At 59.2% G+C, this 14142-nt stretch carries 13 protein-coding genes; 3 read left to right on the top strand and 10 right to left on the bottom strand.

The features are described 5' to 3' along the window. Positions 1–200 precede the first annotated feature (200 nt). From AC3IX1_RS18080 to AC3IX1_RS18040, 9 genes are all read right to left on the bottom strand, one after another. Complete coding sequence (locus tag AC3IX1_RS18080) at positions 201–962, bottom strand: secretin N-terminal domain-containing protein (protein WP_489385238.1); 762 nt, start codon at positions 960–962, stop codon at positions 201–203. 216 nt (positions 963–1178) lie between these two features. Further along, on the bottom strand, positions 1179–1604 hold the full coding sequence (locus tag AC3IX1_RS18075) for a GNAT family N-acetyltransferase (RefSeq protein ID WP_032829897.1): 426 nt from the start codon (positions 1602–1604) through the stop codon (positions 1179–1181). After that, positions 1597–2766, bottom strand: a complete 1170-nt coding sequence (locus tag AC3IX1_RS18070) for a ribosomal protein uL16 3-hydroxylase (protein WP_489385237.1) — start codon at positions 2764–2766, stop codon at positions 1597–1599. Before AC3IX1_RS18070 ends, AC3IX1_RS18075 begins: the two co-directional genes overlap by 8 nt. Positions 2767–2852: 86 nt before the next feature. Then, complete coding sequence (purB, locus tag AC3IX1_RS18065; protein ID WP_489385236.1) at positions 2853–4223, bottom strand: adenylosuccinate lyase; 1371 nt, start codon at positions 4221–4223, stop codon at positions 2853–2855. A 124-nt stretch (positions 4224–4347) separates the two neighbouring features. Beyond that, positions 4348–4971, bottom strand: a complete 624-nt coding sequence (gene hflD, locus AC3IX1_RS18060) for a high frequency lysogenization protein HflD (RefSeq protein ID WP_489385235.1) — start codon at positions 4969–4971, stop codon at positions 4348–4350. After that, positions 4968–6101, bottom strand: a complete 1134-nt coding sequence (gene mnmA / locus AC3IX1_RS18055; RefSeq protein WP_489385234.1) for a tRNA 2-thiouridine(34) synthase MnmA — start codon at positions 6099–6101, stop codon at positions 4968–4970. The genes hflD and mnmA overlap by 4 nt, the downstream gene beginning before the upstream one ends. 59 nt (positions 6102–6160) lie before the next feature. Then, complete coding sequence (locus AC3IX1_RS18050) at positions 6161–6607, bottom strand: NUDIX hydrolase (protein WP_489385233.1); 447 nt, start codon at positions 6605–6607, stop codon at positions 6161–6163. Positions 6608–6803: 196 nt separating this feature from the next. Then, positions 6804–9029, bottom strand: coding sequence for an NADP-dependent isocitrate dehydrogenase (locus AC3IX1_RS18045; RefSeq protein WP_489385232.1), 2226 nt, complete (start codon positions 9027–9029; stop codon positions 6804–6806). 327 nt (positions 9030–9356) lie between these two features. Then, complete coding sequence (locus AC3IX1_RS18040) at positions 9357–9524, bottom strand: hypothetical protein (protein ID WP_489385231.1); 168 nt, start codon at positions 9522–9524, stop codon at positions 9357–9359. On the opposite strand from AC3IX1_RS18040, the gene icd reads away from it, so the two are divergent. Next, positions 9523–10779, top strand: a complete 1257-nt coding sequence (gene icd, locus AC3IX1_RS18035; RefSeq protein WP_007972065.1) for an NADP-dependent isocitrate dehydrogenase — start codon at positions 9523–9525, stop codon at positions 10777–10779. The genes AC3IX1_RS18040 and icd overlap by 2 nt on opposite strands. Before the next feature lie 80 nt (positions 10780–10859). Here the strand turns inward: icd and cspD are convergent, their stop codons facing one another. Beyond that, entirely contained in the window at positions 10860–11114 is a 255-nt protein-coding gene (cspD, locus tag AC3IX1_RS18030) for a cold shock domain-containing protein CspD (protein ID WP_489385230.1), read from the bottom strand. Positions 11115–11338: 224 nt separating this feature from the next. Here cspD and clpS point away from each other — a divergent pair, with 224 nt between their 5' ends. Both clpS and clpA read left to right on the top strand, forming a co-directional pair. Then, positions 11339–11701 carry an ATP-dependent Clp protease adapter ClpS gene (gene clpS / locus AC3IX1_RS18025; RefSeq protein ID WP_201197126.1) on the top strand — a complete coding sequence of 121 codons (363 nt, stop codon included), beginning with the start codon at positions 11339–11341 and terminating at the stop codon, positions 11699–11701. A 30-nt stretch (positions 11702–11731) separates the two neighbouring features. Further along, the gene (clpA, locus tag AC3IX1_RS18020) at positions 11732–14002 is read left to right on the top strand and encodes an ATP-dependent Clp protease ATP-binding subunit ClpA (RefSeq protein WP_056723817.1); all 2271 of its coding nucleotides are present in this window, start codon (positions 11732–11734) and stop codon (positions 14000–14002) included. Positions 14003–14142: the final 140 nt, after the last annotated feature.

Genomic DNA, 14142 nt, shown 5'->3' with positions numbered 1-14142 from the left:
CACCTTGTGGGCGGTACAGACACGAAGCGGTTCGCGGGGTAGGTGCGAACATCGCCTCGAAGGCCCTTGCCAGGGCCCCTGATTAGCGGGAGCGAGGCCATCATGCCTTCGCTTTTTTGGCTCGTCAAACGTTTTGTAGTGCTTTTTTTCAGGCACTACATCTTTGGTCTAATACGACTCGTCAGTCAGTTTTTGGTGCTTTAGTCCAGGGTGTCGACTTTTACCCGCAATGTCATGTCGTTGCGGCTCTGGGTCGAGTAGCTGCGGGTCAGGCCCTGTTTGTCGGCCTGGGTCTGGCCATTGACCCCGGCCAGCAGGATCCACTCACCGAGGTGGCCGGTGACGGTTGTGTCGGTGCTTTGTACGTTCACTACATCGGGACGTTCCTGGCTCATGCGGTCACGGTTGGTACTGATCGACAGGTGGACGATGTCGCCGGTGACGTTTGCCGTGACGTAGAAGCCCTGGGTGACGTTGCGGTATTCGGTCTGGCTGCGCAGGTCGCCGTAGGAGTCGGTCTGCGAGCTGGTCAGCGGCACGCTCTGGCCGACCTGGATCAGTGCCGGTGCGCCTTCGCTGGCCTGCACTTGCTGAATGCCGCCGTCGCGGCTATCGGTGCTGTAGTTGATGATGCGGGTCTGGTTTGGCTTGGCGCCATTCACCGAATAACCCTGGTCACCCTGGAAGTTGTTGTCGCTGGTGTCGACGGTGATCAGCAGGCGCTTGGGTGCGGTATCGAGTTGTGAGAGAAGGGCTTTAAGTTCGTCGATCTTGCGCTGATCGGCGTTGACGATGAGTTGATTGCCGTAGGCGCTGACCTGTCCGTCCTTGCCGACGAAATCCTGCGCCACCGGCAACAGGTCGGCGCTGGTTCGGTAGTTCAGGGGCACGATTTCGGTGGCTGCCATGACCGAAAAGCTGCAGGCCACCAGCAGGGTGCTGAGCAGGGTGCGTAGGGGCATATCCGTTATCTCCGCCAACTTGAATTGATGATAGTGCCAGTTTGTCGGCCTGGAGTGGCGCTAGTTGAATCGTAGGCAGCAAAACGCCCCGGTATCCGAAGATAGCGGGGCGTTTTTGGGTGTTCTTCAGGGCCTCATCGCGAGCAGGCTCACTCCTACAAGGTCTAGCGCAATCCTTGTAGGAGCGAGCCTGCTCGCGATGGCCGCGACTCGGTATCAGGCCGAGTGGCGAACCATGTCCACATGCGGAATCCCGGCTTCCAGGAACTCCTCACTGACCATGTGAAAGCCCAGGCGCTCATAGAACGCCGTGGCTTGTACCTGGGCGCTGAGCATTTGCTGCTTGAGTCCGCGCTCTTCGGCTTCACCGATGACCGCTTGCATCAGCGCATCGCCGACTTTCAGGCCGCGCCAGTCCTTGAGTACCGATACCCGGCCGACGTGGCCGTCGGGCAACAGGCGGGCGGTGCCAATTGGAAAGTCGCCTTCGTAAGCGAGGAAATGCACTGCATCAATGTCATCGGCGTCCCATTCCAGTTCTGGCGGAACCGATTGCTCGGCGACGAACACCGTCTCACGAATGCGCCGGATCTCGGCGTTGTCCTTTTGCCAGTCTGCGACACGTACGTGAATCTTATTCATCGGCAAACCCCAGGCTTCCTTGCTTGACCAGTTCGCACAGCAGGCCGCGACCGTCTTCGTCGCTCAGCCAGTCGCCAAGGTTGTCGGCATGCAGCGCGTCGGCGGCGCAGATCATCTTCAGCAGTTCGCGCAGTTTGCCCGGCAGGTAACGGCTCTGGCCGCTGGCGAACAGCAGCAGGTCGTCATCGACTTCAGACCACGCCAGGCGTGCGCTCGGGTTGCGAATCAGGATCGCGCCTTGCTCCAGGGCGGACATGAAGTCTTCTTCTTCGACCTCTTCCGGGCCCACCACCAGTTCCGGGTAGCGTGGCTCGGTCATGAACTGGCCGAACCAGGTCAGCAGCAGGCGCTCGTCGCTCATGTGCTCGGCCAGCAGGCCTTTGAGGCGGTCGAGTGCGTCGCGCTGGATCTGGTGAGGATCGGCAGTCGGCAAGGCGTCGGCGTCGGTGTAGCGTTCTTCGTCCGTCAGGAACTGGCTGAGGAAGTCCGTGAAGTGGGTCAGCACTTCAGCGGCGCTCGGTGCACGGAAGCCGACCGAGTAGGTCATGCAATCATCAACGGCGACGCCGCAATGGGCCAGGCGCGGTGGCAGGTAGAGCATGTCGCCCGGTTCCAGCACCCATTCATCGGTGGCTTCGAATTCGGAGAGGATGCGCAGGTCGGCGTGGGCCAGCATCGGGCTCTCGGTGTTGCACATCTGGCCGATCTTCCAGTTGCGCTTGCCTTGGCCTTGCAGCAGGAACACGTCGTAGTTGTCGAAGTGCGGACCGACGCTGCCACCTGGCGCGGCGTAGCTGATCATCACGTCGTCGATGCGCCAGCTCGGCAGAAAGCGGAAATTTTCCAGCAGTTCGCTGACTTCCGGGACGAACTGATCCACGGCTTGAACCAGCAGGGTCCAGTCAGTTTCAGGCAGCTTGCTGAATTCATCTTCGGCGAACGGGCCGCGACGCAGTTCCCACGGGCGCTCGCCATTCTCGATGATCAGTCGCGATTCGACTTCTTCTTCCAGCGCCAGGCCGGCCAGTTCGTCGGCGTCGATCGGGCTTTCGAAATCAGGAATTGCCTGACGGATCAACAGCGGCTTTTTCTGCCAGTAGTCGCGCAGGAATTCCCGTGCCGTGATGCCGCCCAGAAGTTGAAGAGGAATATCAGGATTCATGTGTAACCTATTGAAAAAATGCACTTTTCAGACGGGAATAAAAACGCCCGGCGCGGCCGGGCGTCTTAAAAGGGTCTAGCGGTCGATCAGATGCGCTTGGCTTGTTCTACAGCGTTGCCGATGTAGTTCGCCGGGGTGAGCAATTTCAGCTCGGCCTTGGCGGCGGCTGGCATGTCCAGGCCGTCGATGAAAGTCTGCAGCGCTTGCGGGCCGATGCCCTTGCCGCGGGTCAGTTCTTTCAGTTTTTCGTACGGGTTTTCGATGTTGTAGCGACGCATCACGGTCTGGATCGGCTCGGCCAATACTTCCCAGCAGGCGTCCAGGTCAGCGGCAATTTTCTGCTCGTTGAGCTCAAGCTTGCTGATGCCCTTGAGGCTGGCTTCGTACGCGATCACGCTGTGGGCGAAGCCGACACCGAGGTTGCGCAGTACGGTGGAGTCGGTCAGGTCGCGCTGCCAGCGGGAGATCGGCAGCTTGCTCGCCAGGTGCTGGAACAGGGCGTTGGCGATACCCAGGTTGCCTTCGGAGTTTTCGAAGTCGATCGGGTTGACCTTGTGCGGCATGGTCGACGAACCGATTTCGCCAGCGATGGTGCGCTGTTTGAAATAACCCAGGGAGATATAGCCCCAGATGTCGCGGTCGAAGTCGATCAGGATGGTGTTGAAGCGCGCGATCGCGTCGAACAGCTCGGCGATGTAGTCGTGGGGTTCGATCTGCGTGGTGTACGGGTTGAAGCCCAGGCCCAGTTCGTCTTCGATGAAGGCGCGGGCGTTGGCTTCCCAGTCGATCTCAGGGTAGGCCGACAGGTGAGCGTTGTAGTTGCCGACAGCGCCGTTGATCTTGCCCAGCAGCGGAACAGCAGCGACTTGAGCGATCTGGCGCTCCAGGCGGTAAACCACGTTCGCCAGTTCTTTGCCCAGGGTGGTCGGCGAGGCCGGCTGACCGTGGGTGCGCGACAGCATCGGCACGTCGGCGAAACGGATCGCCAGTTCGCGGATGGCGTTGGCGGTCTGGCGCATCAGCGGCAGCATCACGTCATCACGGCCTTCGCGCAGCATCAGGGCGTGGGACAGGTTGTTGATGTCCTCGCTGGTGCAGGCAAAGTGGATGAACTCGCTGACCTTGGCCAGTTCCGGCAGCTTGGCCGCTTGCTCTTTGAGCAGGTATTCGATGGCCTTGACGTCGTGGTTGGTGGTGCGCTCGATCTCTTTGACGCGCTCGGCGTGTTCCAGAGAGAAGTTTTCCGCCAGGGTGTCGAGCACAGCGTTGGCTTCGGCGGAGAACGCCGGCACTTCGCTGATGGCGGGGTGAGCGGCCAGGCGCTGGAGCCAGCGCACTTCAACCAGGACGCGGGCACGGATCAGGCCGTACTCGCTGAAAATTGGGCGCAGGGCCTGGGTTTTGCCGGCGTAGCGGCCGTCAACAGGGGAAACCGCAGTGAGCGAAGAAAGCTGCATGGGGTGTTCTCGGACAGTCGGGCAACGAAATGGGGCGCGTATCATACATGAAAAAATCCGCCGGTCCGTCGCCAACTGACCGGCGTATTACGCGTATTGCTAAGTTCTGTTCTGTCGATGCGGGTTATTCGTTACGCATCAAGGGGTAAAGCTCTTTGAGCAATTTGCGGCGGCTGATCACCAGCTGCCAGCGATGACCGCCCAATTGCCGCCACAGGCGCGCCGAACGAATGCCGGCCAGCAGCAGGGCGCGAATTTTCGAGGCGTTGCTCGGTTGTTGCAGGTTGCGCATGTCACCGTGCACCTGGATGCGTTGGCGCAGGGTGCTCAGGGTGTCCTGATACAGCGCGCCGCAGGCGGCGACCACGTTTTCGTGGGCAGGGCCGAAGTGTTCGACCTGGGACTGAATCTGCGGCAGGCGTAAACCGATCACGTCGAGCATGTCGTTGCGCTTGGCCAGCTGACGCTCAAGGCCGAGCATGGCCAGGGCGTAGCGCAGCGGCTCGCGCTGCAGGGCACTTGGGTCGCGTTCGAGGGCGCCGATCAACGCGCGATAGCCCTCACGCAGGTTGATGTCGTCGCCGCCATAGACTTCCAAAGTGTCCTTGGGGTCGCGAATCAGCAGGCTGCCGAGCATGCAGGTCAGGCCGGCTTCGTTGGTCTGGCCGGTCTTGGCGATCCTGTCCACCAGCACTGCGGCGAGAAACACGCCGCCCAGTGCCGTCAGTTGCTCCTGGATCGGGTTCATAGGGCCTGGCCCTTGCTCGTCCACGGCTCGGCGACTTCAATCACGCCGCCCCCGAGGCAGATTTCACCGTCGTAGAACACCACGGACTGGCCCGGAGTGACCGCGCGTTGCGGATCGTCGAAGGTCGCGCGATAACCGGTGGCGGTTTTTTCCAGGGTGCACGGCTGGTCGCTCTGGCGATAACGAACCTTGGCGGTCAGCTTGCGCGGCTGGCTCAGATCGATCGGGTTGACCCAGTAGATATCGGAAGCGAGCAGGGCGCGGGAGAACAGCCACGGGTGATCATTGCCCTGGCCAACGATCAGCTCGTTGTGTTCCAGGTCCTTGATCAGCACGTACCACGGCTCATCGCTGGCATCTTTCAGGCCGCCAATACCCAGGCCCTGACGCTGACCGATGGTGTGGTACATCAGGCCGTGGTGACGGCCGATGATTTCGCCTTCGGTGGTCTTGATCTCGCCCGGTTGCGCCGGCAGGTACTGCTTGAGGAAGTCGCTGAAGCGGCGCTCGCCGATAAAGCAGATCCCGGTGGAATCCTTTTTCTTCGCGGTCGCCAGTTCGTACTTCTCGGCAATGGCGCGCACTTGCGGTTTTTCCAGCTCGCCGACCGGGAACAGGGTCTTGGCGATCTGTTCACCGCCGACGGCGTGCAGGAAGTAGCTCTGGTCCTTGTTCGGGTCCAGGCCCTTGAGCAGTTCGGTGCGGCCATCGATGTCGCGGCGACGCACGTAGTGGCCGGTGGCGATCAGGTCGGCGCCCAGGATCATGGCGTAGTCGAGGAACGCCTTGAACTTGATTTCGCGGTTGCACAGGATGTCCGGGTTCGGCGTGCGTCCGGCCTTGTATTCGGCCAGGAAATGCTCGAACACGTTGTCCCAGTACTCGGCGGCGAAGTTGGCGGTGTGCAGCTTGATGCCAATCTTGTCGCACACGGCCTGGGCGTCCGCCAAGTCATCCATGGCGGTGCAGTATTCCGTTCCATCGTCTTCTTCCCAGTTCTTCATGAACAGGCCTTCCACCTCATAGCCCTGCTCGATCAGCAGGAGGGCGGAAACGGAAGAGTCCACGCCGCCGGACATGCCGACAATGACGCGCTTCTTTTGTGTGTCAGAAGGGGCTGGATCACGCATAGGGATTCAATGAGTGTCTTGAAAAAGGACGCGATTCTAGCAGGCTCGGGCCCGCAAGGCTAAAGAGAAGGACGGATCAATTCGAGGCCGAAGTGTTGGCCTGCCAGATAGTCGTCGATGCAGCGGATAATCAGCTCACTGCGCCAGTTGTCGCGCTGCTCGATTAATTCCTCGCGGGTCAACCACTTGGCGCCGACGATGCCGTCATCCAGTTGATAATGCGCGTGGTGTTTCAGTGGTTTGGCGATGAAGCAGACCCGCTGGTAGGTCACGCCATTGCTCGGGGCGGTGTAGAGGTAAATGCCCAGTACGCCGGTGGGTTCGACGTCCCAGCCGGTTTCTTCGAGGGTTTCACGGATAGCGGCTTCGGTCAGGGTTTCGTTCGGGTCCAGATGGCCGGCGGGCTGGTTGAGCACCACGCGCCCGTGCTTGAGTTCTTCGACCATCAGGAAGCGACCGTTGTGTTCGACGATGGTGGCGACGGTGATGTGGGGTTTCCAGTCCATAAACTTCCTCAATTCTGAAATTGAAATGCGATCAGTGTGGGAGCGGGCTTGCTCGCGAATGCGGTGGGTCAGCCAACAAAGATGCTGAATGATAAACCGCATTCGCGAGCAAGCCCGCTCCCACATGGGATTTATGTAAGTTCTGAAAACACAAACCCCGGCACAGGGCCGGGGTTTGTGATGTTCCCTTACAACCTTAAACCAGCGCAGCAACAGCCGCGTTGAAGGTTGCGCTTGGGCGCATGGCCTTGCTGATCAGCTCGGCGTCGGCGTGGTAGTAACCGCCGATGTCTACTGGCTTGCCCTGAACGGCGTTGAGTTCGGCAACGATGGTCGCCTCGTTCTCGGTCAGGGTCTTGGCCAGGGTCGCGAACTGCGCTTGCAGTGCAGCGTCTTCGGTCTGGGCAGCCAGGGCCTGGGCCCAGTACAGCGCCAGGTAGAAGTGGCTGCCGCGGTTGTCGATGTTGCCGACTTTGCGCGATGGCGACTTGTTGTTGTCCAGGAACTGGCCGGTGGCCTGGTCCAGGGTCTTGGCCAGAACCAGCGCCTTTGGATTGTTGTAGGTTACGCCCAGGTGTTCCAGGGACGCGGCCAGGGCCAGGAATTCACCCAGCGAATCCCAGCGCAGGAAGTTCTCTTCCAGCAACTGCTGAACGTGTTTCGGTGCCGAACCGCCGGCGCCGGTTTCGAACAGGCCACCGCCGTTCATCAGCGGCACGATCGACAGCATCTTGGCGCTGGTGCCCAGTTCCATGATCGGGAACAGGTCGGTCAGGTAGTCGCGCAGTACGTTGCCGGTCACCGAGATGGTGTCGAGGCCAGAGCGGGTACGCTGCAGGGTGTACTTCATCGCGTCGACCGGTGCCATGATCTGGATGTCCAGGCCGGCAGTGTCGTGATCCTTCAGGTAAGCCTGAACTTTCTCGATCACTACGCCGTCGTGGGCGCGCATCGGGTCCAGCCAGAAAATCGCCGGGGTCGCGCTTGCGCGAGCACGGTTGACGGCCAGTTTGACCCAGTCCTGGATCGGCGCGTCTTTGGTCTGGCACATGCGGAAGATGTCGCCGGCCTCGACAGCCTGTTCCATCAGCAGGTTGCCCTTGCTGTCGGTGACGCGAACAACGCCGTCAGCCTTGATCTGGAAAGTCTTGTCGTGGGAGCCGTACTCTTCGGCTTTCTTCGCCATCAGGCCAACGTTCGGCACGCTGCCCATGGTGGTCGGATCGAACGCACCGTTGGCTTTGCAATCTTCGATCACAGCCTGGTAGATGGTGGCGTAGCAGCGATCCGGGATCACGGCCTTGGTGTCGTGCAGCTGGCCGTCGGTGCCCCACATCTTGCCGGAGTCACGGATCATTGCCGGCATCGAGGCGTCGACGATGACGTCGCTCGGCACGTGCAGGTTGGTGATGCCTTTGTCGGAGTTGACCATCGCCAGGGAAGGGCGAGCGGCGTAGACCGCCTGGATGTCAGCTTCGATCTGCGCTTGCTGCTCGGCAGGCAAGGCCTTGATGCGAGCGTACAGGTCGCCGATGCCGTTGTTCAGGTTGAAGCCGATCTGTGCCAGCACGTCAGCGTGCTTGGCCAGTGCGTCTTTATAGAACTCGGCAACGATCTGGCCGAACATGATCGGGTCGGAGACCTTCATCATGGTGGCTTTCAAGTGAACCGACAGCAGCACGCCTTGTGCCTTGGCGTCTTCGATTTCGGCCGCGATGAAGCTGCGCAGGGCGTTTTTGCTCAGTACCGCGCAATCGAGGATCTCACCGGCTTGTACGCTGGTCTTTTCTTTCAGGACGGTAGCGGTGCCGTCTTGAGCGATCAGTTCGATTTTCACGGCGTCAGCGGCGTCGATCAGGGCGGCTTTTTCGCTGCCGTAGAAATCGCCGGTGCTCATGTGCGCGATGTGGGACTTGGAGTCCTTGGCCCAGGCGCCCATTTTGTGCGGGTGCTTGCGTGCGTAGTTCTTGACCGACAACGGCGCGCGGCGGTCGGAGTTGCCTTCGCGCAGGACCGGGTTCACGGCGCTGCCCTTGATCTTGTCGTAACGCGCCTTGGCTTCCTTGTCGGCGTCGCAGGTCACGGTTTCCGGGTAGTCCGGCAGTGCGTAGCCCTGGGCCTGCAGCTCTTTGATCGCGGCTTGCAGTTGTGGAACCGAAGCGCTGATGTTCGGCAGCTTGATGATGTTGGCTTCAGGCGTAACGGCCAGGGCGCCCAGTTCGGCGAGGTGGTCGGCTACGGCTTTGTCACCCAGTTGCTCGGGGAAGCTGGCCAGGATGCGCCCTGCAAGAGAGATATCGCGGGTTTCAACGGCGATATCAGCCGAGGCGGTGAACGCCTCTACGATAGGCAACAGTGAATAGGTGGCGAGGGCAGGAGCTTCGTCGGTGAAGGTATAGATGATCTTCGAGCGGGTGGGCATATTCGGATTAACTCTCTCTTCTTTGCTAAAGCGTGCGCAGAAACTCGAGGGCGCCGGGTAAGCGCGTTCGTTCAAAGTCATCCATGAGCCGAATATCGAGGTTTCGTTGCTGTGATGTTGGGTGCATCAGTGGGGTGTCAAGCAGCCGGGCTGCGGTAACAGACCGGCTTATCGGGCCGAAACACTCGTCGTAGAGCTGTTCAGTCCGTCGTGACCCTTTAGTCAGCGGCGGCATTATACATAGGTAGCTGGCAATCTGCCGATGGTTCATACGCAACGAATGTCGTCCATTGGTCTAAAGGTCGCAGGGGCAAGTCGGGCGTAGAGTCATTCGTCGTGCTTGAGTTTGGCGCTTTTCCCTTTGCTTTCAGGCGTGTAGCGCGCCAGTTGTATGGCTTTGCGGCATATGGATAGAACATAGGGTTTGCGCGCCGATTCAACTGGGTTACGCTCGAACCAAGCCAGATGTTCAATCCAATCAATGGAGTTCAGCATGGGTTACAAGAAGATTCAGGTTCCAGCCGTCGGCGACAAAATCACCGTCAATGCAGACCATTCTCTCAATGTTCCTAATAACCCGATCATTCCCTTCATCGAAGGCGACGGCATTGGCGTCGACATCAGCCCGGTCATGATCAAGGTTGTCGATGCTGCTGTGAAAAAGGCTTACGGCGGCGAGCGCAAGATTTCCTGGATGGAAGTGTACGCCGGGGAGAAAGCGACTCAGGTTTACGATCAGGACACCTGGCTGCCTCAGGAAACCCTGGACGCGGTCAAGGATTACGTGGTTTCCATCAAGGGCCCGCTGACCACCCCGGTCGGTGGCGGCATCCGTTCCCTGAACGTGGCCCTGCGTCAGCAACTCGACCTGTACGTCTGCCTGCGCCCGGTGCGCTGGTTCGAAGGCGTGCCTAGCCCGGTGAAAAAGCCTGGCGATGTCGACATGACCATCTTCCGCGAGAACTCCGAAGACATCTACGCGGGCATCGAGTGGAAGGCCGGTACGCCGGAAGCCACCAAGGTCATCAAGTTCCTGAAAGAAGAAATGGGCGTTACCAAGATCCGTTTCGACGAGAACTGCGGTATCGGCGTCAAGCCGGTGTCCCTGCAAGGCACCAAGCGTCTGGCGCGTAAGGCCCTGCAATATGTGGTCGACAACGATCGCGATTCGCTGACCATCGTGCACAAAGGCAACATCATGAAGTTCACCGAAGGTGCCTTCAAGGAATGGGCCTACGAAGTGGCGGCTGAAGAGTTCGGCGCGACCCTGCTCGACGGCGGTCCGTGGATGCAGTTCAAGAACCCGAAAACCGGCAAGAACGTCATCGTCAAGGATGCCATCGCCGACGCCATGCTCCAGCAGATCCTGCTGCGCCCGGCCGAGTACGATGTGATCGCGACCCTGAACCTGAACGGCGACTACCTCTCCGACGCCCTGGCGGCGGAAGTGGGCGGTATCGGTATTGCGCCGGGTGCCAACCTGTCCGACACCGTAGCCATGTTCGAAGCCACCCACGGTACCGCGCCGAAGTACGCAGGCAAGGACCAGGTCAACCCCGGTTCGCTGATCCTGTCCGCTGAAATGATGCTGCGCCACATGGGCTGGACCGAAGCAGCCGACCTGATCATCAAGGGCACCAACGGCGCGATTTCCGCCAAGACCGTGACCTATGACTTCGAGCGCCTGATGGAAGGTGCCAAGCTGGTGTCGTCTTCCGGCTTCGGCGATGCGCTGATCTCGCACATGTAAGAAAACGCAGGCACACAAAAACCGCCTGATTCAAGAATTTGAGTCAGGCGGTTTTTTTATGACTGGTTGATGTTGCGGTGTTAAACCACAACGGTCTCTTCAGTTGTGGGTGTCGTGGCTTTCGAGGTATCTATCGGGTTGCCGATGTTGACCGCGTGCAGGCCTTTGGGGCCCTGGATGATATCGAATACGACAGCTTGCCCGGCTTTCAGGGTTTTATAACCATCCATTTTAATGGCTGAGTAGTGGGCAAACAGATCTTCTGTCTTGCCTTCCTCGTTGATGAATCCGTAACCCTTGGCATTGTTGAACCACTTCACCTTGCCGACAGCCATACCCAACTCCCTCTGCAACAGACTCCATCACTGGAGTATCATCCAGTACATCCGCAGTCGAATCTGTAAATAAGATTGACTCCGCGGACCTTTTTTACCCACTGTGGGCTCTATTGGTTGTAACACTGTTTTGCCGATAGTCAAGCTGACCCGGCAGTCGGAGTTGAAATCGCTGATAGCCGCCCCCACCACTGTATTTGAACAACTGACGAACCTTTCTTTCCATGCATGCAATCAGCCAGATTCGACTAACATTCAATCAGGATCACCCTGATTTACACGACGACGATTCCGCAGGCATTGCTGTTCAGGAGGCAAAGCCTGCACTTCAGGCGCCGCCGATGTACAAGGTGGTTTTGTTCAACGATGACTACACACCGATGGATTTCGTCGTCGAAGTGCTCGAGGTGTTTTTTAACCTGAATCGCGAGCTGGCGACCAAGGTCATGCTGGCCGTCCATACAGAAGGGCGGGCAGTATGTGGAGTGTTTACCCGCGACATCGCCGAGACCAAGGCCATGCAGGTCAACCAGTACGCCAGGGAAAGCCAGCATCCGCTACTCTGTGAAATCGAGAAGGACGGTTAATCGCCGGACACTTGGGTATGAGGTGAAGCTATGTTAAACCGCGAGCTCGAAGTCACCCTCAATCTTGCCTTCAAGGAGGCCCGTTCGAAGCGTCATGAGTTCATGACCGTCGAACACCTCCTGCTGGCCCTATTGGACAATGAGGCTGCCGCCACTGTTTTGCGTGCGTGCGGCGCGAACCTCGACAAACTCAAGCATGACCTGCAGGAGTTCATCGACTCCACCACGCCATTGATCCCTGTTCATGACGAGGATCGCGAAACCCAGCCAACCCTGGGCTTCCAGCGTGTACTGCAACGTGCTGTGTTTCACGTACAGAGCTCGGGCAAGCGCGAAGTGACTGGTGCCAACGTGCTGGTCGCGATCTTCAGTGAGCAAGAGAGTCAGGCAGTGTTCCTGCTGAAACAGCAGAGCGTTGCCCGTATAGATGTCGTCAACTACATCGCCCATGGCATTTCCAAGGTGCCTGGGCATGGCGATCACTCTGAAGGTGAGCAAGATATGCAGGACGACGAGGGCGGTGAGTCTTCTTCTTCAGGCAATCCTCTGGATGCTTATGCCAGCAACCTCAATGAACTGGCGCGCCAGGGTCGTATCGATCCGTTGGTAGGTCGTGAGCTGGAAGTCGAGCGTGTCGCGCAGATCCTGGCGCGTCGTCGCAAAAATAATCCGCTGCTGGTGGGCGAGGCGGGCGTGGGTAAAACCGCGATTGCCGAAGGCCTGGCCAAGCGCATTGTCGATAATCAGGTGCCGGACCTGCTGGCCAACAGCGTGGTTTACTCCCTCGACCTGGGTGCCTTGCTGGCCGGCACCAAGTACCGTGGCGATTTCGAGAAGCGCTTCAAGGCGTTGCTCAATGAACTGAAAAAACGTCCGCAGGCGATCCTGTTCATCGATGAGATCCACACCATCATTGGTGCGGGTGCCGCGTCCGGTGGCGTCATGGATGCCTCGAACCTGCTCAAGCCGTTGCTGTCGTCCGGTGATATCCGTTGCATCGGTTCGACTACCTTTCAGGAATTCCGCGGCATCTTCGAGAAGGACCGTGCACTGGCTCGGCGCTTCCAGAAGGTCGATGTGTCGGAGCCTTCGGTGGAAGACACCATTGGCATTCTGCGCGGCCTGAAGGGGCGTTTCGAAAGCCATCACAATATCGAATACAGTGATGAAGCTCTGCGCGCGGCTGCCGAGCTGGCCTCGCGTTACATCAATGATCGTCACATGCCGGACAAGGCCATCGACGTCATCGACGAGGCGGGTGCCTACCAGCGCCTGCAACCGGTCGAGAAGCGTGTGAAGCGCATCGAAGTGCCGCAAGTCGAGGACATCGTCGCGAAAATCGCGCGGATTCCGCCAAAGCACGTCACCAGTTCCGACAAGGAGCTGCTGCGTAACCTCGAGCGTGACCTGAAGTTGACCGTGTTCGGTCAGGATGCCGCGATCGACTCGCTGGCAACCGCGATCAAGCTGTCTCGCGCCGGTCTCAAGTCCCCTGACAAGCCTGTTGGTTCGTTCCTGTTCGCAGGGCCTACCGGTGTCGGTAAAACCGAAGCGGCGCGTCAGTTGGCCAAGGCCCTGGGTGTCGAGCTGATTCGTTTCGACATGTCCGAGTACATGGAGCGCCACACCGTATCGCGTCTGATCGGTGCGCCTCCAGGCTATGTCGGATTCGATCAGGGCGGTCTGCTGACCGAAGCCATCACCAAGCAGCCACACTGCGTGCTGTTGCTCGATGAAATCGAGAAGGCGCATCCCGAAGTCTTCAACCTGCTGCTGCAGGTGATGGACCACGGTACGTTGACCGATAACAACGGGCGCAAGGCGGATTTCCGTAACGTGATCGTCATCATGACGACCAACGCCGGTGCCGAGACCGCAGCCCGCGCTTCGATCGGTTTCACCTATCAGGATCACTCGTCCGATGCGATGGAAGTGATCAAGAAGAGCTTCACGCCGGAATTCCGCAACCGTCTGGACACCATCATCCAGTTTGGTCGCCTCAGCCATGAGGTCATCAAGAGTGTGGTGGACAAGTTCCTTACCGAGCTTCAGGCGCAGCTGGAAGACAAGCGTGTGTTGCTGGAGGTCACCGATGCAGCCCGCAACTGGCTGGCCGAAGGTGGCTACGACGCGGCGATGGGTGCTCGCCCGATGGCTCGCCTGATCCAGGACAAGATCAAGCGTCCGCTGGCGGAGGAGATTCTCTTTGGCGAACTGGCCGAGCATGGCGGTGTGGTACACATCGACATCAAGGACGGCGAGCTGACCTTCGAGTTCGAGACCACGGCCGAGATGGCCTGACGTTAAACCGCAACAAAGCAAAAAGGCGCCTTTGTGCGCCTTTTTGCTGTCTATCAAATTCACTGCATTCCCCTGTAGGGGCGAGCCTGCTCGCGATGCGGTGTGTCAGTGGCATCAATGTTGACTGAACTGACGTTATC

Source organism: Pseudomonas sp. KH_046_2 (assembly GCF_057838985.1).
This window is presented reverse-complemented; position numbering and strand designations above follow the sequence as displayed.

Bases quoted from the DNA above. Each gene is read 5' to 3' on its own strand.
- AC3IX1_RS18080 (WP_489385238.1), bottom strand. From the start codon at position 962: ATGCCCCTACGCACCCTGCTCAGCACCCTGCTGGTGGCCTGCAGCTTT.
- mnmA (WP_489385234.1), bottom strand. From the start codon at position 6,101: ATGCGTGATCCAGCCCCTTCTGACACACAAAAGAAGCGCGTCATTGTC.
- AC3IX1_RS18050 (WP_489385233.1), bottom strand. From the start codon at position 6,607: ATGGACTGGAAACCCCACATCACCGTCGCCACCATCGTCGAACACAAC.
- purB (WP_489385236.1), bottom strand. From the start codon at position 4,223: ATGCAGCTTTCTTCGCTCACTGCGGTTTCCCCTGTTGACGGCCGCTAC.
- cspD (WP_489385230.1), bottom strand. From the start codon at position 11,114: ATGGCTGTCGGCAAGGTGAAGTGGTTCAACAATGCCAAGGGTTACGGA.
- clpA (WP_056723817.1), top strand. From the start codon at position 11,732: ATGTTAAACCGCGAGCTCGAAGTCACCCTCAATCTTGCCTTCAAGGAG.
- AC3IX1_RS18040 (WP_489385231.1), bottom strand. From the start codon at position 9,524: ATGCTGAACTCCATTGATTGGATTGAACATCTGGCTTGGTTCGAGCGT.
- hflD (WP_489385235.1), bottom strand. From the start codon at position 4,971: ATGAACCCGATCCAGGAGCAACTGACGGCACTGGGCGGCGTGTTTCTC.
- icd (WP_007972065.1), top strand. From the start codon at position 9,523: ATGGGTTACAAGAAGATTCAGGTTCCAGCCGTCGGCGACAAAATCACC.
- AC3IX1_RS18070 (WP_489385237.1), bottom strand. From the start codon at position 2,766: ATGAATCCTGATATTCCTCTTCAACTTCTGGGCGGCATCACGGCACGG.
- AC3IX1_RS18045 (WP_489385232.1), bottom strand. From the start codon at position 9,029: ATGCCCACCCGCTCGAAGATCATCTATACCTTCACCGACGAAGCTCCT.
- AC3IX1_RS18075 (WP_032829897.1), bottom strand. From the start codon at position 1,604: ATGAATAAGATTCACGTACGTGTCGCAGACTGGCAAAAGGACAACGCC.
- clpS (WP_201197126.1), top strand. From the start codon at position 11,339: ATGCATGCAATCAGCCAGATTCGACTAACATTCAATCAGGATCACCCT.